The organism is Acinetobacter sp. UBA3025, from assembly GCF_002367915.1.
Taxonomy (GTDB): domain Bacteria; phylum Pseudomonadota; class Gammaproteobacteria; order Pseudomonadales; family Moraxellaceae; genus Acinetobacter.
The window spans coordinates 1-24,410 of sequence record NZ_DFDO01000098.1 but is presented as its reverse complement, the minus strand read 5'-3'; the positions used below and the strand labels follow the sequence as shown (position 1 = coordinate 24,410).

Sequence of the window (24,410 nt, the reverse complement as noted above, 5' to 3'; positions counted from 1 at the left end):
AAATATAAAATCAATACTATTTTTAAGTATCATATATTTTTCAAAAGCATTTTTTATTAAGTTATTGTATTTATTGTTTTTAATTTTTTAATTACATCAAAGTTACTTTTTTGTTTGCGGATTATGATTGACATTTAAGTTTTTTGATTGCAATTTATGAAACATCAAAAGCAAAAATAAACTCAACAACGTATCATAAATGGAGTTATACAATGTTGGAACTGGACAGCACTACCCAGAGCACGGATCTTCAGGACGACACACAGGCGAATTACTCAGCTAAAGTTAAAGTATTGAGTTCACTGGTTTTAGGTGGTGAACATAGCGCACAAAATGACTTGCGTACGGTCTATCACGCCATTAGCGGTGAAGCGATTTATCAAGTCAGCAGTCACGGCATCGACATGCATAACGTAGTGCAATATGCCAAACAGAAAGGTGCTGCCATTGCCCACTGGACCTTCCACCAGCGTGCCAACGCCCTGAAACAGGTGGCACAATATTTACTGGAACGTAAGGAAGATTATTACCGCTTGGCAGCCGCAACTGGCTGTACCCGCAAAGATGCCTGGATTGATATTGAAGGTGGGATTGGCACCCTGTTTGCCTATTCAAGTCTGGTTCGCCGTGAACTCAGCGATGAAACGGCACTGGTTGAAGATGCCTGGATACCACTATCCAAACAGGGTAGCTTTGGTGCCAAACATATCCTGAGCCCCAAAGCCGGTGTAGCAGTGCATATTAATGCATTTAACTTCCCAATCTGGGGTATGCTGGAAAAAATTGCACCTACTCTACTAGCCGGTGTGCCATGTATTGTTAAACCGGCAACAGAAGGCGCAGAACTGACACATACAGTGGTTAAAGACATTTTAGCCAGTAATTTACTGCCAGAAGGTGCTCTGCAGCTGATCTGCGGACAGACTTACAACCTGTTTGATCACCTGAATGCACAGGATACAATAACCTTCACAGGCTCGGCTGCTACCGGGCAGAAACTACGTGCACATCCACACCTGAATGCCCACTCCATTCCATTCAGCATGGAAGCCGATTCGGTGAACAGCGCCATCCTGACCCAGCAAGCCAACGATGAAACCATTGACTTGTTTGTGCGTGAAGTCTTCCGTGAAATGACGACCAAGGCCGGACAAAAATGTACTGCAATTCGTCGTGCCTTTGTGCCAGCAGCATTACTCGATACTGTACAGCAGCGCCTGACTGAAAAACTACAAAAAGTAGTCATCGGTGATCCTGCACAGGACGGCGTAACCATGGGTGCTCTGGCCAGCGTTAAACAGAAGCATGATGTTGCTGCTAAGGTAGAACAACTGGCACAGGAAGCTGAAATCATCATGGGTAGCCACCTGCGCCAGGACTTTGCCATCCAGGTCGCACATCCGGAAAAATCTGCTTTCTATCCACCAACAGTATTGTTATGTAAAGATCCGGTACAGGCCCAACAGATTCATAATATCGAAGCCTTTGGCCCAGTGGTTACATTGATGCCCTATAGTGACCTACCACAACTGGCAACATTAGTAGCTCGTGGTGAAGGCAGTCTGGTCGCTTCAATCGTGCGTAACCATGATGAAAATATTGAACAGCTACTCAGCAAGATCGCGCCTTGGCATGGTCGTGTGCATATTCTGGATCGTGAAAGCGCTAAGGAAAGTACCGGTCATGGTTCACCACTGCCATTGTTAGTGCATGGTGGTCCGGGGCGTGCTGGCGGTGGTGAGGAACTCGGTGGTCTGCGTGCAGTGAAACACTATATGCAGCGTACTGCTATTCAAGGCTCACCAAATGTGCTGACTCAGGTCGGTCATAGCTGGACTGCGGGTGCGGAGGTATTTGAAGACCGCGTGCATCCATTCAAGAAATCCTTTGATGAACTGCGGATCGGTGAACGCCTGCTGACTGCACGCCGTACCATTACTGAAGCTGATATTGTCAACTTTGGTGGTTTAAGTGGTGATTACTTCTATGCACATATGGATAAGATTGCGGCTGCGGAATCCCTGTTCGGTGAACGCGTCGCACATGGTTACTTCATTGTCTCTGCCGCTGCTGGTCTGTTTGTTGATGCCGCTCCGGGTCCTGTCATTGCTAACTACGGTATGGATAACCTTCGCTTCGTAGAACCGGTGAAAATTGGTGATACCATTCAGGTAGAACTGACCTGCAAGCAGAAAACACCAAAACCACTGCGTGATGAGCAAAAACCGCATGGTGTCGTGGTTTGGGACATCAAAGTGAAAAACCAGCGCAATGAACTAGTCGCGACTTATGACATCCTGACTCTCGTAGAAAAAGCCGCTTAAGCACTATTTTCAGACACTTAAAGCAAAAGGGAATCCATTTGATTCCCTTTTTTATTTATTTAAAAATAATTGTATCTTTTTAATCCAGGCATATTGACGACTGTGCAAATTACTCCTAGATTAGATTAACTGATACATATTAAAAATAAAAATAATTAAATTTGTATCAAATAAACCAATCACTATAACTTGCACAGGATGTTGCATGATGAATGAAAAAACAATGGTCATAAATAAGGTTGACAATGACGTCCAACCACTCGATTCTCATCTAAAAATTACTACGCCTACCCTTGAACAGGTAGCTACAGAAATTCCACCAGCAGCTCCAGAACGTAGCAGCTATCAATGGTATGTGGTGATCATTTGTATGGTGGCCTATATTCTGTCTTTCGTAGACCGTCAGATTTTATCCCTGATGATTGAACCGATTAAGGCTGACCTAATGCTGAGTGATACCCAGTTCAGCCTGTTACAAGGGCTGGCCTTTTCTCTGTTCTATGCATTTATGGGCGTACCAATTGCCGCACTAGCCGATAAAAAATCCCGTGTGAAAATTATTTCGGTCGGGATTGCTTTCTGGAGTCTGGCAACTGCAGCCTGCGGTCTCAGCAAAAACTTTATCCAGATGTTCCTGGCTCGCCTCAGTGTCGGTGCAGGTGAAGCAGCCCTATCTCCTGCTTTTTACTCAATCGTGGCGGATCTATTCCCTAAACATAAACTAGGCCGTGCGCTGGGTGTTTATGCCATTGGTGCCTTTATCGGTTCAGGACTGGCGTTCCTGATTGGCGGTTATGTGATTGGTCTGCTCAAAGATGTTAGCTTTGTCACTTTACCAATGATTGGTGAGATCAAAACCTGGCAGCTAACCTTTATGATTGTCGGTTTACCGGGTGTATTGCTGGCCTTACTGATGATTCTGACCGTACGTGAACCAGAACGTAAAGGCCTCAAAATGGATGCCAATGGTGTCGCAGTTAAAGCATCTTTTAAAAATTCTATAGGTTTTATCAAAACCCATAAAAAAACTTTCTTCTGTCATTTTATTGGCTTCTCTTTCTACACAATGATGCTGTATTCCCTGCTCGGCTGGGCACCGGCCTACTACATGCGTCACTTTGGCCTGGATGCAAGCCAGACCGGATATATCCTTGGAAGTATTATTCTTGTCGCAAATACTTCAGGCGCCCTATTCTGTGGCTGGCTCATCGACTTCTTTTCTAAACGTGGCTATAGCGATGCAGCAATCCGTGCCGGTGCAATTGGCTGTGCTGCCCTGATCATTCCAAGCGTGCTGTTTACCCAAGTCGACAATATGCAGCTTTCATTCGCACTGATCTTTGTGGCGATGTTCTTCTCCACCTTCCCGATTCCAGCATCAGCCGCTGCTACCCAGATGCTGACACCGAACCAGTTGCGCTCTCAGGTATCAGCCAAATTCCTGTTGATTTCTAACCTGATTGCACTCGGTGTGGGTACAACTGCTGTGGCGCTGATTACAGACCGATATTATGAAAATACCTTAATGGTGGGTAATTCGATTTCTATCGTCAATGCTGTAGCTGGTGTAATCGGTGTATTCCTGCTGTATAAAGGCTGTCAGTATTATCGTGAAAGTATGAAAGTCGAAAAACTAATCGATTAAGACAATATTAGATTTTTAAGATTGAAATCCAAACCTTAAATCAGTCGATTTAAGGTTTTTTTATTTAGATCACAAAAGATCAATAGATACTCATTCACCATCAATCTTTTTCTGCAATTCATATGAAAATTAAACTGCCTGGACTTTCCCCCCAAAAAGCCGTATAACACCGTTTTTCGAATTAACACAGGTGTTGACCGTTGAAACTTGTTCTTGCACCCATGGAAGGCTTAACTGACCCGATTATGCGTGATGTACTGACATCCGTCGGGAGCTTCGACTGGTGTGTCACCGAGTTTATTCGTGTCACGGATTCGGTGCTGCCGGATCATATCTATCACACCTACTGCCCTGAACTGTTAAATGACGGCAAAACTGCTGCCGGTACACCGGTGCATGTACAGTTTCTGGGAAATAACCCGGAAATGCTGGCAGCCAATGCAGTGAAAGTCGCTGCTATGGGCGCCCCTGCAATTGACATGAATTTCGGCTGTCCAGCCAAAACCGTAAACCGTCATCGTGGTGGTTCAGTACTGCTAGATGAACCTGAAGTCGTTTATGAACTGGTCAAAGCTGTTCGTGATGCAGTGCCCGCACATATCCCGGTTTCGGCGAAAATGCGTCTGGGTTATATGGATCGCAACTTCATGATGGAAAATGCCCATGCCATTGAAGATGCTGGAGCGGCCTGGGTCACTGTTCATGCGCGGACCAAGGCCGATGGCTATACTCCGCCAGCCTTCTGGGATCAGCTGCAACCAATTCGTGAAGCCTTAAAAATCAATGTCATTGCCAATGGTGAAATCTGGACCAATACCGATGCGAAGCAATGTCAGCTAGAATCGGGCTGTGAAGACCTGATGATTGGCCGTGGTGCGGTCACTACACCTGATCTGACCCAATGTATTCGCCAGAATTCTGATGAGCCGCTCATCACCTGGAATGAACTACTGGAACTGCAAATCCGTTTCCTGAATGGTTCCTATAAAAAGGAAATGAATATGGTCGGCCGTTACAAACAATGGCTGGGTATGATGTCCAAGCATTATCCTGAAGCTAAAGCACTCTGGGATGAGGTCAAACGGATTAAACAGCTGATTGAAATTACTGAAAAGCTAAAAGCCTCGAAAAATTAAGAAAAAGCCTTTGAATGATTCAAAGGCTTTTTTGTTCGGATTCTCGCCTGTTTAAATTTGCGACATGTTCACGGTTGGTTTTCCAGGATTTTTCTAGTACTTCCTTCTCCAAGCGAATCTGGATACGTTTAATCTTGGTGTCAGAAATAACTCGCTGATTAAAGCTTTTTACATAATCTGTCCAACCTGCACCTCGGAATACATAATTCGGCATTGGGGTTTTGAATTCCGCATCTGGCATAAATACAATCACAGAATGCAGCTGGTCTGGCTCAATAATATCAGCCAGTAACTGCTCCAGAACTTTGATGTGCTTATAATTCTGATGAATCGGATTTTGAAATTTATAGCTATTTTTATAAAGTTTTTGCGTCCAGGTCTTTTGTCGCTCGCCACCAAAGATCCAGCCTTTATAGTTTTTGGTTTCAATCACAAACAGGCCATAAGGACTTAATAAGAGATGATCAATTTGTGTGGTGCTCCCTTCTCCATCAGGAAGAGTCAAATCGTTTAATAATCGATACTCAGGGTCTTTCAGATAAAGTTTGACATGCGTGGCAACAGCGAATTCTCCCAGCTTTCCTTTTATAAATGGTTTAAATAACTTAAAAACGATCAAACCAATAAAAAGTAGAAGAACCCACCATAAACTCGACCAGAGTTGGCCTAAGATTTGTGTTGCGAACTGATCCATATTTTAATTTTCATTAATTTTATGATTTTGATCTTAATGGGTTCGCTCAATATTTAACAGAATTTCTTTTTTATCCAGACCGCCTGCAAAGCCTACCAGCTTACCGCTACTGCCAATCACCCGGTGACAAGGTGCAATAATCGAGATCGGGTTTTTACCATTAGCAGCACCCACGGCGCGTACTGCTTTAACATTACCGACCTGTTCAGCGATTTCCCGGTAACTTCGGGTCTCTCCATAAGGAATATTCAGCAAGGCTTGCCAGACTTTTTTCTGAAAATCAGTACCGGCAAAATCTAAAGGGAGCTCAAAAGTACTGCGTTGACCGGCAAAATATTCCTGAAGCTGACGCTGAGCTTCTATCAACACGGGATGCTGTGGATCTTCTACCAGAGTTGCCAATCTAACCCGATTCGGTTTCTCACAATCCCAGAGTACAGCCACCAGTGCCGTTTCATTGGCGACCAATTGCAACTGTCCTACAGGCGAGTCCATATAAATATAACTGAGTTGCATGGCCCTACTCCTACAGAATCAAGCTTGCCAGTTTTTATTTTACTCGAAATCAGAACTGCTCAACAGCTCTTAGGAGGAGGATAATTTCATCAAAACAAGTCCGGAAATAATCAGCACCGCAGCCAGCATACGCATAGCAGAAGCAGGTTCACCTAAAACTATAACACCGACCAGAAATGAGCCGACTGCGCCAATGCCCGTCCAGATGGTATAGGCAGTTCCTAGAGGCAAAGTACGCATGGCATAGGCCAGTAATACAAAACTAAGCACCATAAAAACAATCGTAAAAATACTCGGTGTGAGTTTGCTAAAACCCTCTGAGAGCTTCATGGAATAGGCCCAGACAATCTCAAATAGCCCAGCGAATACAAGTATAATCCAGGCCATATCACCCTCCTCCTGATTAACAGAGTCAGGCCGTCCTGACGATTTTTCTTGTTGAATTTTATAAATTTATTCAACAAGGGAGGTCGTTCCCCCTAAAAAATAGACATTTTATAAAAAAGCAGACAGTAAAACCAAACTGCCGTTTACAAAATTTGACTGAATGAGAATTAACTTAACCATGTCTTACTCAAATGCTCAGGACAACCTGAAGATTTCAGCCTATCTTAAGGAACGCCAACACGGGACATCGTGTTATGACATTACAGAGACTTGAGTAAGAAAAACAAACAAGGAATAAGTCCATATTATTAAGTTATGCACATGAATTAAATTTAAAAATAGCGTGGAGATCTTACACAATGAAACACAAAACTAAGACCTATTGATCACTTTTTGTTTGGCTTGATTATTAACCTTTGATGAATAAACGATCACTAAAATCAAGGGCTGGCATATATAAAAAGAACTCCAATTGAGTTCTTTTTATACAAATTTTGTCTAAGATGCAATCAATCAGGCTACAAACGATTACAAAATATGCAACATATCCATATGGTTATCAACATAGATATCTACACACTTATCCATAAAGTTATCCACAGATTTATGCACCTTAAACATTTTAGAGATTAAAGTTGGATTTGACCGACTTTAGCCAGCTCACTACGCATTTCATCAATCACAGCTTTATAATCTGGCTTGCCAAAAATCGCTGAACCGGCCACAAACATATCTGCACCAGCTTCTGCAATTTCACGAATATTTGCTGGTCCCACACCGCCATCTACTTCTAAGCGGATATCACGACCTGAAGCATCAATGATCTTGCGCGCCTGACGTAATTTATCCAAAGTCATTGGAATGAATTTCTGTCCACCAAAGCCAGGGTTCACACTCATTAGCAATACCTGATCAACCTTATCCAGTACATAATCCAGATAATGCAATGGTGTCGCTGGATTAAATACCAGACCGGCTTTAGCACCACCCGATTTGATCAATTGTAAAGAACGGTCAATATGATCAGATGCTTCCGGATGAAACGTAATAATATCTGCGCCTGCTTCCAGAAAGTCACCAATCATGCGATCTACAGGTTTCACCATGAGATGCACATCAATAGGTGCCTGAATACCATATTTTTTCAGTGCCTTACATACACCTGCGCCAAAGGTTAAATTGGGTACATAGTGATTATCCATAACATCGAAATGCACAACGTCTGCACCGGCCTGAAGTACATTTTCAACTTCTTCACCTAAACGGGCAAAGTCGGCAGACAAAATAGAAGGTGCAATTAAATAAGGCTTGGACATGAAAGGACCTGGCTAAGTAAAATTGGATTTTTCTCATTATACCAAATCCAGTCCTGCTACTGTGACTTGGATGTTGTGTGAATACAATGCTATGTAACGCTGGACAGTATTTGTGCTTAACATCATTTGACCTGGATGAAAATTAAGATGAAGATGATTAATTGAGACAGGAAAACTCGCATATCCATCAACAAAAAATCGAGGCTAAACATGCCTTGATCCTCAGAATATAGAGATATGAGTTTTTGCATTCAATATTAGGGCTAAACAGGTTGACTCATTTTTTCTTCGAATGCATGAATCCGTTCAATTCTTTTGTCCAGCTCGGGATGCGATTCCAGATATTTTTTGAGTTTTCCAATCAAACGTAACCATTTCAGTTCAGACTCGGTAATTTGTCGTTCTTTTCCATCAATATTCAGGGTAAAGTTTTTCATTTTTATCGTTTTATTTTGCTCTGCTAGGATTCTAGCGTTTTCAACCCGCTGCAAAAAGTTCGACAGATGAATACTGGAGATCTGCTGTTGATGCAAATGTTGCATGGCATAATCATCCGCAGCAAGTTCAAGCGCCTGTGAATATCCCGCATCGGCGAGTACCGCTATAGATGCCGCCACCACATCACTTAAATCTCCTGTTACCAAGGCAAATAATCCTGCTGCACCCAGGTTGGAAATCACTTTTTGCATGCTATGTTTTTGTACCAGATGACCTTGTTCATGCGCCAGTACTGCAAGAACCTCTTCATCTGCACCGCTAAGCTTGACCAGTTCATCGGTGACAATAATGGTATTGTTCGGAATCGCAGCTGCATTAAGTCCCATGGTTTCTCCGCCTTGACGGAAAATAATCTTTGCAGGTTGCCCTACCGCGATTTTTTGTTCATACAATTTTTTTAGATGTGCTTGATGCTCTGCGGAGAGCTTGGATGGCTCAGTTTGCTCAATTAATTTCTGCTCAGTTTGATTTCCCACCTCGATCAAGGTCTGTTCGGGAAGTAATTGAGCGAGCTGCTGGGCCGTATATGGAATTCCCCATTTAAGAATAAAAATTACCGCACATATCACGATAATCATCGAGAAGAAAATCAGGAGTGGAGAACGTTCAAATTTCCATATGGCATGATAGATTTCTTTGGATTTAATCTTCAGCCAATGCGGTGCTTTGGTCAAAAATTCGATCCGGCGATCTTCAGGTAATTCGATAATCGGTTTACGTCTCCCGACCCCGCCAATATACGCCATATCAGGATAACTAAAATAAAAGTCAGCCTCGCTCACTTGCTTGGGTGTTTCTTCACTAAGCTTTAGGGCAATCCCGCGTTGCTGATCAGGGACAATCCATGCACGCTGGGCTTCGGCCAAAACCCCATCATAAAATCTGACTTCAACAGGTCGCTTCATCCTACTTGCCCCCTATAACGATGCATCGAAATCAAAGATATCCAGTACTTCATCGGCTATAGCATTTGGATCACGCTGCAAGATATTTTCTAGATTAGTTTCGTCCTCTGCCAGATAAAGCTCCAGGTTAGCCAGTTGATATTCATATAAACGAATGCTCGCCCAAGGGGTCATGAGTCCCAAACTGAGTGCACGCACTATCCAGTTACTGAGTACAATCCAGCTATAGCGCCATGTCGTTACCCGGGTTTTAAAATAGCTTTGACCAAGCTCTACATGATTCCAGGTATACATATATAAGCGTGCAGAGATCATCGGCCAGACCAAGGCCAGGCAAAACAGATAGCTCAACACAACACCTAAGGTAAACAGGGTTGTACCGATCAAATCGACCCAGTAAACGATTGCTGCGATCCATGCGATACCAATTAGCAGACACAGACATAAGGGAACATAGACTGCTGACATAAATTTAGACCATTTGATCCCCAAGCTGAACTGAAGTTGGCCGATCGATAAATGATTAAAGCAGTAACGTTTGTATAGCCAGATCACCACTGGGCTGAAAAGAAACAGGGTAAAAATGTTGACCAATATCGCGAGCCATAAGACTCTATAGGCTTCCCGATTGCTTCCACTAAAATGAAACCGGACATTACCATATTTACTATTCCGGGCCTTAAATTTCAGAGTCATCCGAATTAACCAAGGTAGGCAGATTGCAGCAATCAGAAATAATGAACTGGTGGCCAAGATGGAATAATTGGTCAAGATCACTGTCACCACATAAAGCTCCAATGCCAGTAGACGACCTAGCAGAATTCGGCTTGGCATGGCAATGAAGTCAAAGCGATGTTTTAACAATTGGGTATTACCGTAGAAATAACGGATACGGCGTGCCTTTGCCCAAGGGCTATACAAAGTAAGCGTAATAATGGTTAACATCAGATTCACCATCCAGATTCCAAAATATTCAGTGGCACTGCCATGAAATCGGAAGCTGTGTTTTTCTAGTGAAGGTGATGGCTGGTCAATCTCTGGTTCAGGCTTATTGTGCATCGTGTTCTTAACTGCAACTGGTTCTACCTGATTTTTGAATAGCAACTTATATACCATTTTTATTATATTTATTTGATATTCATATAAAAAACTCCAAAAATATGACCTATCTTTGGAGTTTCATTGTACTTTTAAATTTGCTTCGCTTGTGTTGCTTGGCTTATGGATTTAATTGCACGGCATGGAATTGTAGATGGTCATCTACAAAGCTTTGAATAAAATAGTAACCATGATCATAACCTTGATGTTCACGTAAGGTTAATTTCTGGTTCACAGCATCGCAGGCTTGCTGAAATAAAGCCGGATTCAGCTGACTATAGAACTGGTCAGAAAAGCCCTGATCAATCAGGATATCGCTAAACAGTGCACCTTTTTCCTGAACCAGCGCAGTTGCATCATGCTTCAGCCATTCTTCGCGGTTTTCGCCCAGATAATTCGAGAATGCCTTTTCACCCCATGGACATTGGCTTGGTGCACAAATCGGTGCGAATGCTGAAACTGAACAGAATTTTTCCGGGTATTTAAAAGCCAAAGTTAAAGCGCCATGTCCCCCCATGGAATGACCGAAAACCCCGATCTTATCTGCTTGCACTACAAACTCTTCACACACCAGTTTATACAACTCATCGATAATAAAGCTTTCCATCTGATAATGTTCAGCCCATGGCGCTTGAGTGGCATTGATATAGAATCCAGCGCCCTGCCCGATATCCCAGTGATCCCCTTTGGCAACATCATCTCCACGCGGAGAAGTGTCTGGTGTAATCAGAATAAGACCAAGCTGGGCCGCCAGACGCTGGGCATGTGCCTTGATTGCAAAAGTTTCTTCAGTACAGGTCAGGCCAGCTAAATAGAACAAAGCAGGACAACTTTGGCCTTCCAGAGCTTGTGGCGGCAGGAAGATTCCAAATCTGGTTGGTTTTTTTAATATTTTAGACTCAAAGCTATAAATCCGCTGTTCACCCTCAAAGCTTCGATTATTCTGTACCAGTTCCATCATCATTCCTTTTTCTATTTTCTAAAGTTGTAGATTGGTTTATGGAGTCAAAGCGACAGACGGAGATGCTGAAGTGGTCGTCGCTGGAGGGAAAAGACGCTGTTCCAGTTGTGGTAACATCAATTCCATGTTTTTGCCAATTACCCATTGTGGTTCTGAAGGTTCAAATCCTTGAGCTGCCTCCCATTTAGCCACTGTAGTCTTAGCCTGCTCAAAAGAGGCTTTCAGGCTGTTATTTTCACGCATGGCCTCATCAAAGAAAGCACGGCCGAAATAAGTATAGTCAGCTTCGTTCGAACAACCGAATGACTGACGGTCAGCAGCAGAAGCAGTAATGATCAAGGTCTTATCATTCTGCAGAGCCGAAGCAAAGCTTCCTGAAAAACAGGCGGAAATAACAATCACTCGCCAACGCACACCTGAAGCATCTAGAATATCACGCAACCATTTTGGATCGACTGATGCCAGGTCTAGCGGTGCATTTTCCATTTCAAATTCATTTGGCAAGCCATGTGAGGTCATGTACAAGAACAGCACATCACTTTCGCGGTTCATCTGCTGGCCAATACGGCGCAAGGCCAATTCCATACTGGTTTTGGAAGCAAGTGGAATTTCAGTTCGCGTTGCCGGATGATTTACCAGCATAATCGAACGGCCAAAAGTGCCAAAACGGGTATCAAACTGTTTTTTAATCCGTTCTATTTCTGAATAGAATACATCCTGATAACTCGCGCCAGCAACACCCATAAAGTACCAGTGTGACTGTGCAAATTCACCATATTCAATTGCATCTAACGCCTTGTTCAGCAAGATCGGCTGAGCATAGAAAGCATCTTCAGCAAAACTTGGTGGAATTTCTTCAACTTTCCAGATTGGCTGATCTTTCACCGAAATCTGCCACACCACCAAAGTAAACAGGGTAGCCAGCATAATCAGTGCCCGTTCCCACCACGGCCATTTTAATTCACGTGAAATCACCCAGACCACAGCCAGACTTTGCCAGACAAATAGCATGACAAACAGGGTCGGAATATAAGCGTAGAAAATATAGGGTAGATAATCCAGATCACCCAGATACTGGATCAGGCTCTGGAACAGCATGATATGCGTATCCAGCACTAGCCAGAGCAGTGCTGGCACCAGCATCAGACGAGGATTATTCACCCGCTGGGACAAGAAAATCCCGACAATCAAGGCAATAAAGGGCCAAAGCGCATAACTGATCAGACCTTGAGAGTTGAAATCTCCCATACGGCCAGAACTAAGCCAACTAAACAGGCTGTTAGCACAGCCGCCCAAAATGCCCCAGAACACCAGTTGCAGAATAGATGGACGTACCAGTTGCAGCGAACGCCGAGATCCCAGAAATAACCACATCCCGGCAATTTGGTTGCTTTTAAAATCGTGCCAAAAATTGATGGAGGGTTTAAAGTCGATCATATGATTTCAGGGAGATGAGTGGCTCGCTAATGTGCCCAATAAGTTTATGCTTGATATAAGTTTTATCAATGCCAATTTTTAAATATATAACAAATCCTTGATCTATTTTGAAGCAATTCTCATATTAAGTAACCAGTTCATGCTGAAAATAGGCATCAAAACGGCAAGCATCACCAGACCATTGATGATTTGGTTCTTTTCCAGCTAAAAATACAGCCAGACGAGGACGTTTCACCACCACCCGCTTGCCAATTTTTTGTGCCAATTCTAAGAGATTATCTCCCAGATCCATTTCACCATCTTCAGGTAAAAGCAGATGTAATAACTGCATTTGTTTTTTCACCTGTGCCTGCTTTTTCGGTGCCTGCTGATTCTGGTCGCGTTGTGGAAACATCGGGTCCAGATAAACCACATCGACGACCGCATTCTGCTCAGCCTGTGATTTCAGATAGTCTGCAGAATCTGAAAAAACCAGATGAATCCGGTTAACCACCGAACTTAGAAAAGTATCCTTTTTCGCTCGGTGATGACTGTCTTCAAGCAGGGTAAATAAAATAGGATGTCGTTCGACCAAGGTCACCTGAGCACCCAAATGTGCCATCAACAGACTGTCATGACCTAGCCCAGCTGTCGCATCGATAAGAGTCGGCTTTTCTCCGAGGTTACAAGCACGAGCAATCATTTCCGATTTTAAAGAGGCACGTTTTAAGCGCCCTACTTCTGCTTGCCAATCTGGTTGCATTTTCATGCCATTGGCACAGAGCCATAGGCCGTCAGCATCAACACACAGGGCCAGTTCGGGATGTAAACGCAAGAAACGTGCATTCAGCTTTTCAATAACCTCAATACTAACCTCTACACCACGAGAAGAAAGCACAGCCTCGAAGTGCTGTGCTTTCTCTTGATACTCAGATTCGGTATATAAGCGAATCGTGCTTACCATAATCTCCAACCTGTAAAGGCAAATAATAAAATCAGTAAACCTGAGGCTATGCGATACCAGGCAAAAACCATGAAATCACGTTTTGCCACATAGGCTACCAAGGCACGGATTAATAAAAGCGCTGAGATGAACGATACGATGATACCGACTGCCAGAACCGTCCAGTCTTCTGTGGTACTGTAAACATCATAGCTTTGATACAGATCGAGCAGGCCTGCACCGATAATAACCGGAATCCCCAAGAAGAATGAAAATTCAGTTGCAGCCTTACGTGATACGCCAAGGAACATCGCCCCGATAATGGTCGCACCTGAACGTGAAGTTCCCGGTATCAGGGATAAGACCTGAATCAGACCAATCCAGATCGCATCTTTTACGGTTAGATCTTCAACTTCCTGGGCACGTACCTTAGGTGGATTCTTTTCAATCCAGATAATGATCAGACCACCGACGATCAAGCCAATGGCAATTGCAATATTATTGAATAGCAGTTCTTTTACAGTTTGCCCTAGGGTCAGACCAATCAGCACAATGGGAATAGAGGCCAGAATCAGGCCAATCCCTAAACGGCGTCCTTGCGGTTCACCACTTACGATCCCGGTTGCTGCACCCCAAAGCCGTGCCCAATATTCATAAATAACCGCGGCAATTGCCCCCATCTGAATTGCGACGACAAAAACATCGCTTTTTTGTTTAGTCCAGAAATTCATTAATTCTGAAGCCAAAATCAGATGCCCAGTACTGGAAATAGGCAAAAACTCAGTAATACCTTCAACAATACCCATAATTGCTGCTTTCAGCAGCAGTAAAAGATCCATGCTTAATCCTGATTAATTATGCTTTGCCTTGTTCTGGAATTTTTTTCCATGCGTTATCACGTAAATATACCGGAAGTGCCAATTCTGCACTGACCCAATTTTCTGTTTTTGCTGCTGCACGCGCAATCATGGCAATATCCTGCGCTGTTGCACTGACATTTTTATATTCAGATGCTGTTTCTTGAACTAGATTGGCACCTGAACCCACCACAGTAAATTTTACTGCTTCAGCACTTTGTTCATAACTCAAAAGCTGTTCTTCATCAACAGCCTGCATAATCCCTTGAGCATCTAACTGATAACTGGCCACGTAGACTTCATTCATCCGTGCATCCAGTACGGCAGTTACTGTAGTTAAACCATGCAAACGATATGCCGCTTGCGCCAAAGCTTGTAAAGTGGATACCGGAATTACAGGCAGATCATTTGACCAAGCCAAAGCTTGGGTCACAGCCGCATTGATACGAACACCACTAAACGATCCCGGGCCACGACTAAAGGCAATTGCTGTCAGATCAGATACAGCCAAGCCCAGATCATTGAGGCCTTGTTCAATCATTGGGAGAATAGTTTGCGTTTGTGCCTTGGCGCGCGCATCAAGCTGAAAAAATAGTTCTTGAGTATCATCGATCACAGAGACGGAACACTGCTCATTGGCAGTCTCCAATGCCAGCACTTTCATGCACAACCTTAATTCAGAGAATATAAAAAACGTCGAATATAATACTCCACTCATATCTTCTAGGCGAGATTTTCCCAAGCCAGATACAAAAATGCCTAGAAAATTCTAGGCTTAACTGAGGACATTATTCAGATAACAGCCTAAAGCTGTACTTCTTCCAGGTCCTGAAATTTCTGGAAATGCTCAGCATAGTGCATGGCACTCATTTTCAGTTTCTGAATACTGGCTTCATCTAAAGTTTTCACGACTTTGCCTGGTGAGCCCATTACCACCGAATTATCAGGAATCACCTTCCCTTCTGGAATCAGAGCATTGGCACCAATAATACAATTCTTGCCAATCACGGCATGATTCAAGATCACTGCCTGAATTCCAATCAGGCTATTATCGCCAATGGTACAGCCATGCAGCATGGCCTGATGACCAATGGTCACATAATTCCCGATGTTCATTTCAATTCCAGCATCGGTATGTAGCACCGCATTTTCCTGAACATTGGTGAAGTCACCTAAACGGATTTTACTGTTATCGGCACGAATAACGGCGCCAAACCAGACACTCACCTGCTTACCTAATTCAACCTGTCCAATGACCGTCGCTGTAGGTGCCACCCAACCATCCCATGGCTGATGCGTTACTTTTGGTGAATGTCCCTGAAATTGATATAACATGGCTGAAATCCTGTTCAACGGTTAAAAAATTTTGAGCGTTTAAACGCAGGTGAATTAAGTAAAAATGGCCAGTCTTTTTTATAGTCAAGCCCGTACTGAAATAATGAAATTAGCATACGTGCGGTCAGTCCCCAGACAATCTCATTTTCCACCCGCATACTTGGAAAATATAAAGACTGCTGGGCAAACCGCACTTCATAAGGCATCGGCTGGGCTTCCAGCAAATGCTGCAAGGAAGCAAAGAAAATCCGGTCAATTTCCGTCGGCTGAGGAATAAGTTGAATGGTAGGCGGAATTAAACCGACCACAGGCTTAACTAGCATCCCGTTACGTGCCTTTTGCATCGGGAGATCCCCGATCAGATGCACATCAAATGGGTTAAGCGCCGTTTCCTCATACGCCTCTCTCAAAGCCACTACAATATTACTGGTATCTTGCGGGTCGCGTTTACCCCCTGGAAAAGAGACTTCCCCTGCATGATTATTCATATAAGCTGAACGACGTGTCAGCAAAACTTTGGGATCAGCTTCATCTGTGATCGCAATTAATACAGCAGCCTGTGCAGTTTGAATCCGTTTGGAAAATCGTAAATGTTTCTGCAAGCGTTGTATTAATCCCAGCTCATCCATTCATTCAGCTCCCTATGCGACTATAATTTCATCATAGCTGATTTTTGATTTGGCGGGATAGAAATGATGCCAAATTTTGATTTTTCAGTTATCCTGACCTTACTGTTATCATTGATGATGAATATGAACTTCTGTGTGAACTGTGGACATAAAACAACAGAGAAAATTCCTTTAGGCGATCAGAAGGTTCGCAAGGTTTGTACTACATGCGGATATATTCATTACATTAATCCAAAAGTGATTTGCGGTGCATTGGTGCTCTGGGAAGATAAAGTTCTGCTCTGCCGCCGTGCAATTGAACCACGTTATGGACTGTGGACCCTCCCTGCCGGTTATATGGAACTGTTTGAAACCATGGAACAGGGCGCAGCACGTGAAACCCGTGAAGAAGCCGAAGCTGAAGTAGATATTGAACAGCTGTACTGCATGTACAATATTCCGCGGATTGGCCAGATTTATGTCCTGTTTAAATCTCAACTGATTGATGGAAAATTTGGTGCAGGTGAAGAAACCATTGAAGCACGTTTATTTGATGAAGATGAAATTCCCTGGAGTGAACTGGCTTTCCCGAGTGTAGAACATACACTCCGTCATTATTTTGAAGACCGTAAAACCAATAACTTCCCGATGCATCTTGAGACCTTGGGAACTCGTTTGGATCACACAGGTTAAAATGTCTTTTTATAAAAAAGCCCATCATTGGATGGGCTTTTTTCATTATTTGGTTTTGATGCTATAACAATCCGCTAATTTAAATGAAACACTTCCGCCACTTAGCTTGGCCAGATTGGTCTCCTCCGTCGTTTCATCAGTATTATTGTTGTTATAGACTTTCTGGAAGCTGGCATAAGTATTCGCCCAACCTACGCTTTCTCCAGCTGAGTTGGTAAAGCCCACACGACTGGTTCCATTCAATACATTAGATAAATTGAGTAATGCCCCACCAATCACAATCTTATCATCTGTATTGGTTGAAGCCTGAATTGTGGAGTTCATACCCACCAGAGCACCATTTAATGAACCAAATACAGGATCAGCGAAGACCAGTCGCATAGATACTGTCTTTTCATCTATAAATGCACGGCCTAAGGTACCGAGACGATATTGTTGAACGCCGTTATTGTCTTTAAGTCCAGCCGGTAAGATATCTCCCTGGCAACCATTAATGCTATCAGTTGCAAGATTGCTCGCGGACTGCATATTGGTACGTACATCACCATTACTATCAATCACAACACCCACTATAATAGGGCTAATTGAGTTTTCGCTAAATTTAAACTCCATGTTGCCATACATTGGGAAAATATATTCTTCACCTGGCTCTACATTTTCAGCTGTTCTAAAGACTTGACGATCCAGATAGCTGATCGGGAAAATTTTATAAAGATCAATTGAGCCACTATAGTTGTCATCATCGGCATTAAAACGCCATAAGCCAAGACTGGCACGATCAGCATCGCTGAGTTCAGTTTTACCTGTGGCCATCTTATAAAATGCTTCTTTACCGGCGATCACATAATCGCTCAGCAAACGGCCTTGGTAAATTTCTAATGGATTGCTGTTGTTAGCCACATTCATTTTATACGGTGCATTTGATGAAAGCATTCTCGTTGCAGGGCTAATCCAACTGGTTTGCGGTACTGCAGTAATTTGCTGTGGTTTGACCTTACGGATCAATTCCGCATTAATGCCACCCAAAGATCCCAGATTATTAGAGCCCAGTTTTAGCTGAGTATCACGCCACTGTAGTCCACTGCCGAAGGTATAACCTTGGCGGTCTGTAATCAGGATAAAATGTCCAAATAAATATTTAGTCGTTTTATCTTTAATGTCACATACAGATTTATTACAACCCGCCAGACCATCAGAACCAGTCAAGTTACTGCTAATAATGCCTGAAGTTGAGAACAGAGAAAATTCTGGTTGATATACTGCTGCACTGGCAATATTGGCCAGTTTTTTTACGACTTCAAAGGCCTGATCATCACTAATCTGGCTAATATCAATAAAAGGTTTAAGGGTTTCTGCTAAATTTGCATCTGTCAGGCTAATACTTTGATTAATTGTACCTAACTTTGTTCGCATATCCTCTGTAATATATAAAGGTTGTACATCTGTTGGACTATGAATTCGACCACTTCCTAGTGCCAGAGCTTGCCAGATTTTGACCAGTTTCATCGCCACCTGTACGGTTGGATCTGTCTGTTCGATTCTGGCAATATTACGACCGGTAATTCCCTTGGCAATATCAAGTACACTTAGTCGGGGTAATTGGCTCGATGTACTGAGGTTCATATATTCAGAGAGCTTGACAGTACCCAATTTGATTTTGGTATCACTAAAACTTTTTAGATAAAATTCAATGCTATCCGTTTTTTGACAAGTCCCTGAGGCAACACCATCATTTTGGTCAAATAAAGTAATGAAAGTATTTTCTTTATCACCACTACAATTAAAGTTAAGACCATCAATTGGATATTCAAGCCCCCATTCCAGACAATTCGTTGCAGTAGCAGAGCAGGAACCATTCGTGGTGGCTTCATCATTTTGTTCTGGTATAACATTCGCACTTTCACCTCCACATCCGCTGAGGGCGGCAAATAAAGCAGTGAAAGCAAATGGATATAATATTTTATTTTTCATCTTATTCTACTCGAATCGTCCTTATCGAATGGCGACTAGCTTTAGTTGTCCATAATTTGTCAGCATCTTGTCTTCAACATCTATGGCTGAAGCGAGTGGGGTCATTAATACATATTGGCTTTGCGCAGGAATCTGAATAATTCCCTGTATCTTCTCATGTTGAATAATATTGGCTTGTGCTTCCTGATTTTTAAAACCGCCCGCCCCTTCTAAAACACAGCCTCGTTCATCCAGAAATACAACAAATGGCCAGTAATAGGCAGGATTATTCTGACGGGAAGCATAAGACTGAATCTGAATATTTTTAATATCAGATTTTAGCTTCACAATTTCATAATCAAACTCATCTGATTTCAGCGGTGCCCGTGGCCACAGATTAATGGATTTACCTGCACTAATCTCTTTCGCATTCTTAACTTTTTTATCTTTAAAACACTGCTTACCTAAGCTTTCTACAGATTCAGGCTGAGAAATACGATAGTAGGTTTGAGCCAGTACAATAGGACCAGAATCTACGACAGGTTGTTGAAACAAGGATTTTATAATCGACTGTCCCACTCCTTTTTCACGCTCAATCGTCTGTACACGTGTTGACCCAATATTTTTATCAACTATCCCTTCAGGCATACTATAGAAACGTTTTTTACCTTCCAGATTAAATTCTTTATTTTCCAGATATTCACTATCCACATATTCCACCCCTTCAACCTGACTGAAACCCTGTTTTTGAACAGGATCAGGTACTGCCTGAATGACAGGTTCAGGGGTTTGAAGCTGTGTCACTGGTGGTAAGTGCTGCGGTAATCTAGACTCAACGTGTTTAGTTGGTTGTACTGGTTGTACTGGTTGTACTGGTTGTACTGGTTGTACTGGTTGTACAACCATATTATTTTTTTGCTCACCTGTTGTCACACTTTTTTCCACCGCCTTTGGCTCGGATTTTTTCAGATCCTGTGCAGTAGATGTAACGGGCGTAGTCAATTTTTTCGGAGTAGTGGCCGCTTGGTTTTTTGTTGTTTCTTTCTGCTCATTATTTTGACGTGGCACAACTAATGGTCGCCCATCGGGCCCAATGATCGTAATAAACTCTCTGGCATTTGTATAAAAAGACCATGGTACCAGACTTAATGCCAGTACCATTTTTATCCCTAAGTTCCCTGTTCTGATCATTTCTTCCTTACCAACGGGTGCGATAGTTCAAACCTAAAATTGTGATCTTGGTATCTGTTTTGACATTCAAGCCTGCATATGGATTCAGTAACAGGTTATTTACCCCGGTCTGGTTCGCTAGGCTACTGGTATTTGCTGGAATATTATCTTTACTGCGTAAGAAACCAATAGATAGATCCAGATCCGTATCTGCGTCAAAACGGTAGCCCACTCCTAAACCAAATAGCTGTGCACCATTAATCGGTACCATGGTATTGCGTTTATCTTTTGGAATGGCACTGGTACGTGGTTCATAACCAGCACGAAGTTTCAGTCGGTCCGTTGCTGAATACTCTACTCCGATCCCGAAGTTCCATGGCGACTCAAACCCAAGCGGTAATGCAAGTGAAGAATCCGTTACATTGGCAGATAACAGTTTGGCAATCTTCAAGGCAGAAAGGGTGCGGTCGAACTCAAACTTGAATTGGTCCCAAGCAGCATAATCTGTCCAGCCAATATCAAAATTGACCTGCAAATCTGGCATTACCTTATATTTGATCCCCGCCTGAAAGTGAGCTGGGTATTCGAAATCCATGGAAACCAGACCCGATTCACTTGAAGGGATATAATTTGGAAAACCAAGAATTGCAGCTAAAATCTGGCCAGTTGGAGAGGTCATCAGACCTTTAATCATTTCCTGTGGTGCTTTGGCATTATCGATATGATATTTACCTTTTAAGCGCATTTTGGCAGCACTCTGGTAAACCATACCAAAACTGAAATCTTCAGTTGGTTCCCATAGAATACCCAGGTTATAGCTTGGACTTAAATTTTGTTCTAATGAAAGTTGCATTTGGCCAAATTTACCAAATGGATTCATCCCTTCATCAGCATTACAGATCCCTAGCAATAAGATGTCAGTAATGATGTCAGAATTTTCTTTAAATGGTGTACATACGACTTCATCAATCATACGCAACATGCCAATCAGCTCATTGGGAAAACGTAAATCTGTTTTCATGGCAATGGCTTGATAAGACATCCCGATTGAAGCACCAATTGAAAGCTGGTCGTTGACTTCATAACCAATTGATGGAGATAAATATGTAATCCGCTCCAGAGCAACCTGTTGTCCCATAAAATTGGCAGGATTACCATCTTCATGACCAAAACCTGCCACTAGTGGTGCATAAACGGCAGTTGCATAAGTTGCTTTAGAACCTGGTGGTTTATAAGAGACCCCCATGGTAGGCGCTGCCATCGGGAGGCCTTCACCCAAATCCACCATTTTTTTCAGGATAGGTACGTAGAGACTGACATACTCTACATCACCCTTCACTGGGCCTTTAAAATCTGTACATAAATCAGAAGATACTTCAGGACCATCATTACAGACCATTGGATCATCTGAATAACCAAACACGTTATATCCAGCAGGAACCGTAAATTCACGCTGAATATCAAAATTCGCAACAATAATTTGCTGTTCGGTTTGTAAACCTTCAATTTTAGCCAATGCAGCCGGGTTAAAGTGAATTGCATTCACTCCTGGCGGATCTGCAGTAACCGCGTTCCCCATAGACAATGCACGCAGGTCAACAGAAAGGTTGGTCCCTAATTGTGCAAAGGTATAACTTGAACAGCCCGCAAGAATAATTCCTGTTAATAACGGGCTAAGTCGAATGTTTTTCATACGACACCCCTATTAACTGAATTTCTTACCGAAACCTAAAATATCAAGTGGGAATGAAAGTCCCAGTGAAACATCTGGTGCATCTTCGGTCAGCCCCAATCCGACCGTACCATTTACAATGGTTTCTGGGGATACACGCACCCCTAAAGAAATCGCAAAAGTCGAGCTAGTCTGATCAGCGGCTGAATAGCTTTCACCCGTGTGATACTTAAATTCGGCACCAGTATTAAAGCTTTGCTGATATGACATAGTCATGGAAACATCATAGTTAAATGAATAAGCGAAACCGAAAGCAAAACCACCACTAATACCTGGTTCAAACTCTTCAATAATTCGTGTACCGCGACGCTGATCTAAGCCAGATTCCTTAAACCCATAATTTGCAGAAACTGAGGCAAACAGCACCACTGGATCAATATATTTACGTGTACTCGCCCCCACACCGGCTGAGTAATATCCTTTACCTGCAGCCAGATCTTTTGCTGCATTAATTTCATATGGGCTATCACCTGTTTTAGTCGACAAATTGGCAAATAAAATAAGTGGTAAACGACCTGCTTTTAAAGGAAATGGCTCCCAACGTGCACCTAGACTAATATCCCCTAATCCTGCTGTAGAGCTATCTTTTAATAAATCTGTCTTAGCAACTAAAGGTAAGGAAGCTGTTAAGGTCAGGTTATCTTTCACCCCGTACTGAAAAGTGAAAGTATTGGTCAGGCTATGTGTTGCATTTTCCTGAACACGGAGCTGATACAGCTGGCCCTGTGCCATTTCCATATCGAGTTGTGTATCTCGATAATAGGTATAATCAATATCGTAATAGGATGAAATTTCGCCTTGTTTAATAAGTGAGTATTGACGCTCATTTGAAGTAAATACTTCTTCTAGACTTGCTTCCTGAGTAGCATCTCCTTCTTTTTTCTGTAAGGCTTGAGATGCATCTACTGCTTGAGTGGCTGGAGCTTCAACAGGTGCAGCTGTTTCAACAACAGCTTCTTCCTGAACGGTTTCATATCCTCCCAGTTCAGGCTCTGCTACAGCTTCCTCCTGAACTGTTTCATACCCCCCAAGTTCAGGCTCTGCTACAGCTTGAGTTGCTGCTGGTTCAGGCTGAATATCAATGGATGCAGCAGTCTCGACTACTTCTTCCTCAACCGTTTCATACTCACCCAGTTCAGGCTCATCCGCAGCCCATGCCACTCCCATAACCATCTGAATGCTGAGCGCCAAGAATGTCTTGTTCATCCATTTACTGTTCATATCCATTTCACCATTTTTAATTTTTCTATAGCCATCTTTTCGTTTTATTTATTCTTGTAATAAAGTCTGAGAAAATTATATTGATATTCCCCAAATTTTTCTGAATCTACATTACGGTTACGATCCATACGGATAGTCGATGCTTTATCGGCAATTTTATCCATATAGAACTGTGGATACTGCATATCAACTAAAGCATAACGGTTAATGGTTGCATCTTCGACATGACGCATATCCGAATCTTTTAATGCCAAAAAGTTTTTTCGATATTGTTCAGGAACATTAATTAAATATAAAGTATTGTTTTCCCAAACTTCCTTAAATCGCTGTTCATCAAAACTGATATTACCCAGTGCTGGATCGGCAACATACACCCGTCCATTTTTATAAGCTTTGTACACGACAAAATGTTTAAATCCTGCATAGGAAATAGGAACAATGGCGGGTTGTCCCTGTTTAACCAGATCTTCAAATTCTCCGCGATAGCCACCACTTTCCAGGCCTAAGGCAGCAACAAAACGCTTCATATCAAGAAGGGAAAAGCTACGACGTTCGATGATTTTATCCGTTTCACCAAATTTCATTAGGCCATTCATGACTTGCTGCTCATCCAGCCGAGTACCCACATAGCCATTTAATAAAGTCGTAAGTGCTGCTGAACCACAACTATAATCGTAAGCCTGACGCACAATCCCCTGAAACTGGTCTAACAGTGCAGGTTTGACTTCCACATGTTCGCGGTGCATACGTACGAAAGAATCATTTCTTGAATCAAGAACTTCAGTATAGTGAACAGCGCCTGGTGGCTGTTTTTTAATATCCAGAGCTTCTTTGGCAGCGTAATACATCAATGCCGAGCCCAATGCAATCTCTAACATATTCTTTTACTTTTCTTATCATTGGCATGATGTGCCTAATTTTTCTTTTTATAGAGTCTTCACTCTACTTCCCTGTAACTAGAAAGATACCTTCTTTTTCAAAAAAATACAGTCTTTTTTTATTTTT

At 42.6% G+C, this 24,410-nt stretch carries 22 protein-coding genes; 4 read left to right on the top strand and 18 right to left on the bottom strand.

What is annotated here, in order from left to right; all coding sequences use genetic code 11:
* Positions 1-212 precede the first annotated feature (212 nt).
* The 3 genes from paaZ to B4J23_RS03950 all read left to right on the top strand — a co-directional run bounded on the left by paaZ (position 213) and on the right by B4J23_RS03950 (position 5,105).
* A complete protein-coding gene (gene paaZ, locus B4J23_RS03960; RefSeq protein WP_291358805.1) occupies positions 213-2,324 on the top strand; it encodes a phenylacetic acid degradation bifunctional protein PaaZ in 2,112 nt (703 codons plus the stop codon).
* 205 nt (positions 2,325-2,529) lie between these two features.
* Positions 2,530-3,969 (top strand): spinster family MFS transporter, encoded by a 1,440-nt coding sequence (locus B4J23_RS03955; protein ID WP_291358804.1) that lies wholly within the window; start codon positions 2,530-2,532, stop codon positions 3,967-3,969.
* Positions 3,970-4,169: 200 nt separating this feature from the next.
* Positions 4,170-5,105, top strand: a complete 936-nt coding sequence (locus B4J23_RS03950; RefSeq protein ID WP_208462672.1) for a tRNA dihydrouridine synthase — start codon at positions 4,170-4,172, stop codon at positions 5,103-5,105.
* A 19-nt stretch (positions 5,106-5,124) separates the two neighbouring features.
* Here the strand turns inward: B4J23_RS03950 and B4J23_RS03945 are convergent, their stop codons facing one another.
* From B4J23_RS03945 to B4J23_RS03885, 13 genes are all read right to left on the bottom strand, one after another.
* Entirely contained in the window at positions 5,125-5,799 is a 675-nt protein-coding gene (locus B4J23_RS03945; protein ID WP_291358803.1) for a nuclease-related domain-containing protein, read from the bottom strand.
* A gap of 33 nt (positions 5,800-5,832) precedes the next feature.
* Positions 5,833-6,315, bottom strand: coding sequence for a methylated-DNA--[protein]-cysteine S-methyltransferase (locus tag B4J23_RS03940; protein WP_180159281.1), 483 nt, complete (start codon positions 6,313-6,315; stop codon positions 5,833-5,835).
* 69 nt (positions 6,316-6,384) lie between these two features.
* The gene (gene sugE / locus B4J23_RS03935; protein WP_159124254.1) at positions 6,385-6,702 is read right to left on the bottom strand and encodes a quaternary ammonium compound efflux SMR transporter SugE; all 318 of its coding nucleotides are present in this window, start codon (positions 6,700-6,702) and stop codon (positions 6,385-6,387) included.
* A 629-nt stretch (positions 6,703-7,331) separates the two neighbouring features.
* On the bottom strand, positions 7,332-8,018 hold the full coding sequence (gene rpe / locus B4J23_RS03930; protein WP_034170624.1) for a ribulose-phosphate 3-epimerase: 687 nt from the start codon (positions 8,016-8,018) through the stop codon (positions 7,332-7,334).
* A 263-nt stretch (positions 8,019-8,281) separates the two neighbouring features.
* Positions 8,282-9,421 carry a M48 family metallopeptidase gene (locus tag B4J23_RS03925; protein WP_291358802.1) on the bottom strand — a complete coding sequence of 380 codons (1,140 nt, stop codon included), beginning with the start codon at positions 9,419-9,421 and terminating at the stop codon, positions 8,282-8,284.
* A gap of 12 nt (positions 9,422-9,433) precedes the next feature.
* A complete protein-coding gene (locus tag B4J23_RS03920) occupies positions 9,434-10,480 on the bottom strand; it encodes a YjgN family protein (RefSeq protein WP_291358801.1) in 1,047 nt (348 codons plus the stop codon).
* A 160-nt stretch (positions 10,481-10,640) separates the two neighbouring features.
* Complete coding sequence (gene fghA / locus B4J23_RS03915; RefSeq protein ID WP_291358800.1) at positions 10,641-11,477, bottom strand: S-formylglutathione hydrolase; 837 nt, start codon at positions 11,475-11,477, stop codon at positions 10,641-10,643.
* A 39-nt stretch (positions 11,478-11,516) separates the two neighbouring features.
* Positions 11,517-12,917, bottom strand: a complete 1,401-nt coding sequence (locus B4J23_RS03910) for a C13 family peptidase (protein ID WP_291358799.1) — start codon at positions 12,915-12,917, stop codon at positions 11,517-11,519.
* Between the two features lie 124 nt (positions 12,918-13,041).
* Complete coding sequence (locus tag B4J23_RS03905) at positions 13,042-13,860, bottom strand: class I SAM-dependent methyltransferase (RefSeq protein ID WP_159124259.1); 819 nt, start codon at positions 13,858-13,860, stop codon at positions 13,042-13,044.
* Positions 13,854-14,678, bottom strand: a complete 825-nt coding sequence (locus B4J23_RS03900) for an undecaprenyl-diphosphate phosphatase (RefSeq protein WP_034705726.1) — start codon at positions 14,676-14,678, stop codon at positions 13,854-13,856. The genes B4J23_RS03905 and B4J23_RS03900 overlap by 7 nt, the downstream gene beginning before the upstream one ends.
* Before the next feature lie 16 nt (positions 14,679-14,694).
* Positions 14,695-15,360 (bottom strand): tRNA (adenosine(37)-N6)-threonylcarbamoyltransferase complex dimerization subunit type 1 TsaB, encoded by a 666-nt coding sequence (gene tsaB / locus B4J23_RS03895; protein WP_180053744.1) that lies wholly within the window; start codon positions 15,358-15,360, stop codon positions 14,695-14,697.
* 140 nt (positions 15,361-15,500) lie between these two features.
* On the bottom strand, positions 15,501-16,031 hold the full coding sequence (locus B4J23_RS03890) for a gamma carbonic anhydrase family protein (RefSeq protein ID WP_180003086.1): 531 nt from the start codon (positions 16,029-16,031) through the stop codon (positions 15,501-15,503).
* Between the two features lie 14 nt (positions 16,032-16,045).
* Positions 16,046-16,660 carry a CoA pyrophosphatase gene (locus tag B4J23_RS03885; protein WP_004783401.1) on the bottom strand — a complete coding sequence of 205 codons (615 nt, stop codon included), beginning with the start codon at positions 16,658-16,660 and terminating at the stop codon, positions 16,046-16,048.
* Positions 16,661-16,783: 123 nt separating this feature from the next.
* Between B4J23_RS03885 and B4J23_RS03880 the strand changes: the two genes are divergently transcribed.
* Positions 16,784-17,332 carry an NUDIX hydrolase gene (locus B4J23_RS03880; protein ID WP_166136775.1) on the top strand — a complete coding sequence of 183 codons (549 nt, stop codon included), beginning with the start codon at positions 16,784-16,786 and terminating at the stop codon, positions 17,330-17,332.
* 45 nt (positions 17,333-17,377) lie between these two features.
* Here the strand turns inward: B4J23_RS03880 and B4J23_RS03875 are convergent, their stop codons facing one another.
* Genes B4J23_RS03875 through B4J23_RS03855 form a run of 5 tightly spaced genes read right to left on the bottom strand, consistent with a single transcriptional unit; the run spans position 17,378 to position 24,283 of the window.
* The gene (locus B4J23_RS03875) at positions 17,378-19,303 is read right to left on the bottom strand and encodes a hypothetical protein (protein WP_291358798.1); all 1,926 of its coding nucleotides are present in this window, start codon (positions 19,301-19,303) and stop codon (positions 17,378-17,380) included.
* Positions 19,304-19,324: 21 nt separating this feature from the next.
* Positions 19,325-20,473 (bottom strand): putative pilus assembly protein FilE, encoded by a 1,149-nt coding sequence (gene filE / locus B4J23_RS03870; protein ID WP_291358797.1) that lies wholly within the window; start codon positions 20,471-20,473, stop codon positions 19,325-19,327.
* Between the two features lie 7 nt (positions 20,474-20,480).
* Positions 20,481-22,145: an OmpP1/FadL family transporter gene (locus B4J23_RS03865; RefSeq protein ID WP_291358796.1), complete on the bottom strand. Its 1,665-nt coding sequence runs from the start codon at positions 22,143-22,145 to the stop codon at positions 20,481-20,483.
* 12 nt (positions 22,146-22,157) lie between these two features.
* Positions 22,158-23,411, bottom strand: coding sequence for a hypothetical protein (locus tag B4J23_RS03860; RefSeq protein ID WP_291358795.1), 1,254 nt, complete (start codon positions 23,409-23,411; stop codon positions 22,158-22,160).
* A 38-nt stretch (positions 23,412-23,449) separates the two neighbouring features.
* Positions 23,450-24,283, bottom strand: a complete 834-nt coding sequence (locus B4J23_RS03855; protein ID WP_005234137.1) for a C39 family peptidase — start codon at positions 24,281-24,283, stop codon at positions 23,450-23,452.
* Positions 24,284-24,410 lie beyond the last annotated feature (127 nt).

Bases quoted from the DNA above. Each gene is read 5' to 3' on its own strand.
- filE (WP_291358797.1), bottom strand. From the start codon at position 20,473: ATGATCAGAACAGGGAACTTAGGGATAAAAATGGTACTGGCATTAAGT.
- B4J23_RS03860 (WP_291358795.1), bottom strand. From the start codon at position 23,411: ATGGATATGAACAGTAAATGGATGAACAAGACATTCTTGGCGCTCAGC.
- B4J23_RS03945 (WP_291358803.1), bottom strand. From the start codon at position 5,799: ATGGATCAGTTCGCAACACAAATCTTAGGCCAACTCTGGTCGAGTTTA.
- B4J23_RS03925 (WP_291358802.1), bottom strand. From the start codon at position 9,421: ATGAAGCGACCTGTTGAAGTCAGATTTTATGATGGGGTTTTGGCCGAA.
- B4J23_RS03865 (WP_291358796.1), bottom strand. From the start codon at position 22,145: ATGAAAAACATTCGACTTAGCCCGTTATTAACAGGAATTATTCTTGCG.
- sugE (WP_159124254.1), bottom strand. From the start codon at position 6,702: ATGGCCTGGATTATACTTGTATTCGCTGGGCTATTTGAGATTGTCTGG.
- rpe (WP_034170624.1), bottom strand. From the start codon at position 8,018: ATGTCCAAGCCTTATTTAATTGCACCTTCTATTTTGTCTGCCGACTTT.
- B4J23_RS03910 (WP_291358799.1), bottom strand. From the start codon at position 12,917: ATGATCGACTTTAAACCCTCCATCAATTTTTGGCACGATTTTAAAAGC.
- B4J23_RS03885 (WP_004783401.1), bottom strand. From the start codon at position 16,660: ATGGATGAGCTGGGATTAATACAACGCTTGCAGAAACATTTACGATTT.
- B4J23_RS03920 (WP_291358801.1), bottom strand. From the start codon at position 10,480: ATGCACAATAAGCCTGAACCAGAGATTGACCAGCCATCACCTTCACTA.
- B4J23_RS03890 (WP_180003086.1), bottom strand. From the start codon at position 16,031: ATGTTATATCAATTTCAGGGACATTCACCAAAAGTAACGCATCAGCCA.
- B4J23_RS03900 (WP_034705726.1), bottom strand. From the start codon at position 14,678: ATGGATCTTTTACTGCTGCTGAAAGCAGCAATTATGGGTATTGTTGAA.
- B4J23_RS03875 (WP_291358798.1), bottom strand. From the start codon at position 19,303: ATGAAAAATAAAATATTATATCCATTTGCTTTCACTGCTTTATTTGCC.
- B4J23_RS03855 (WP_005234137.1), bottom strand. From the start codon at position 24,283: ATGTTAGAGATTGCATTGGGCTCGGCATTGATGTATTACGCTGCCAAA.
- B4J23_RS03905 (WP_159124259.1), bottom strand. From the start codon at position 13,860: ATGGTAAGCACGATTCGCTTATATACCGAATCTGAGTATCAAGAGAAA.
- paaZ (WP_291358805.1), top strand. From the start codon at position 213: ATGTTGGAACTGGACAGCACTACCCAGAGCACGGATCTTCAGGACGAC.
- tsaB (WP_180053744.1), bottom strand. From the start codon at position 15,360: ATGAAAGTGCTGGCATTGGAGACTGCCAATGAGCAGTGTTCCGTCTCT.
- B4J23_RS03940 (WP_180159281.1), bottom strand. From the start codon at position 6,315: ATGCAACTCAGTTATATTTATATGGACTCGCCTGTAGGACAGTTGCAA.
- B4J23_RS03955 (WP_291358804.1), top strand. From the start codon at position 2,530: ATGATGAATGAAAAAACAATGGTCATAAATAAGGTTGACAATGACGTC.
- fghA (WP_291358800.1), bottom strand. From the start codon at position 11,477: ATGGAACTGGTACAGAATAATCGAAGCTTTGAGGGTGAACAGCGGATT.
- B4J23_RS03880 (WP_166136775.1), top strand. From the start codon at position 16,784: ATGAACTTCTGTGTGAACTGTGGACATAAAACAACAGAGAAAATTCCT.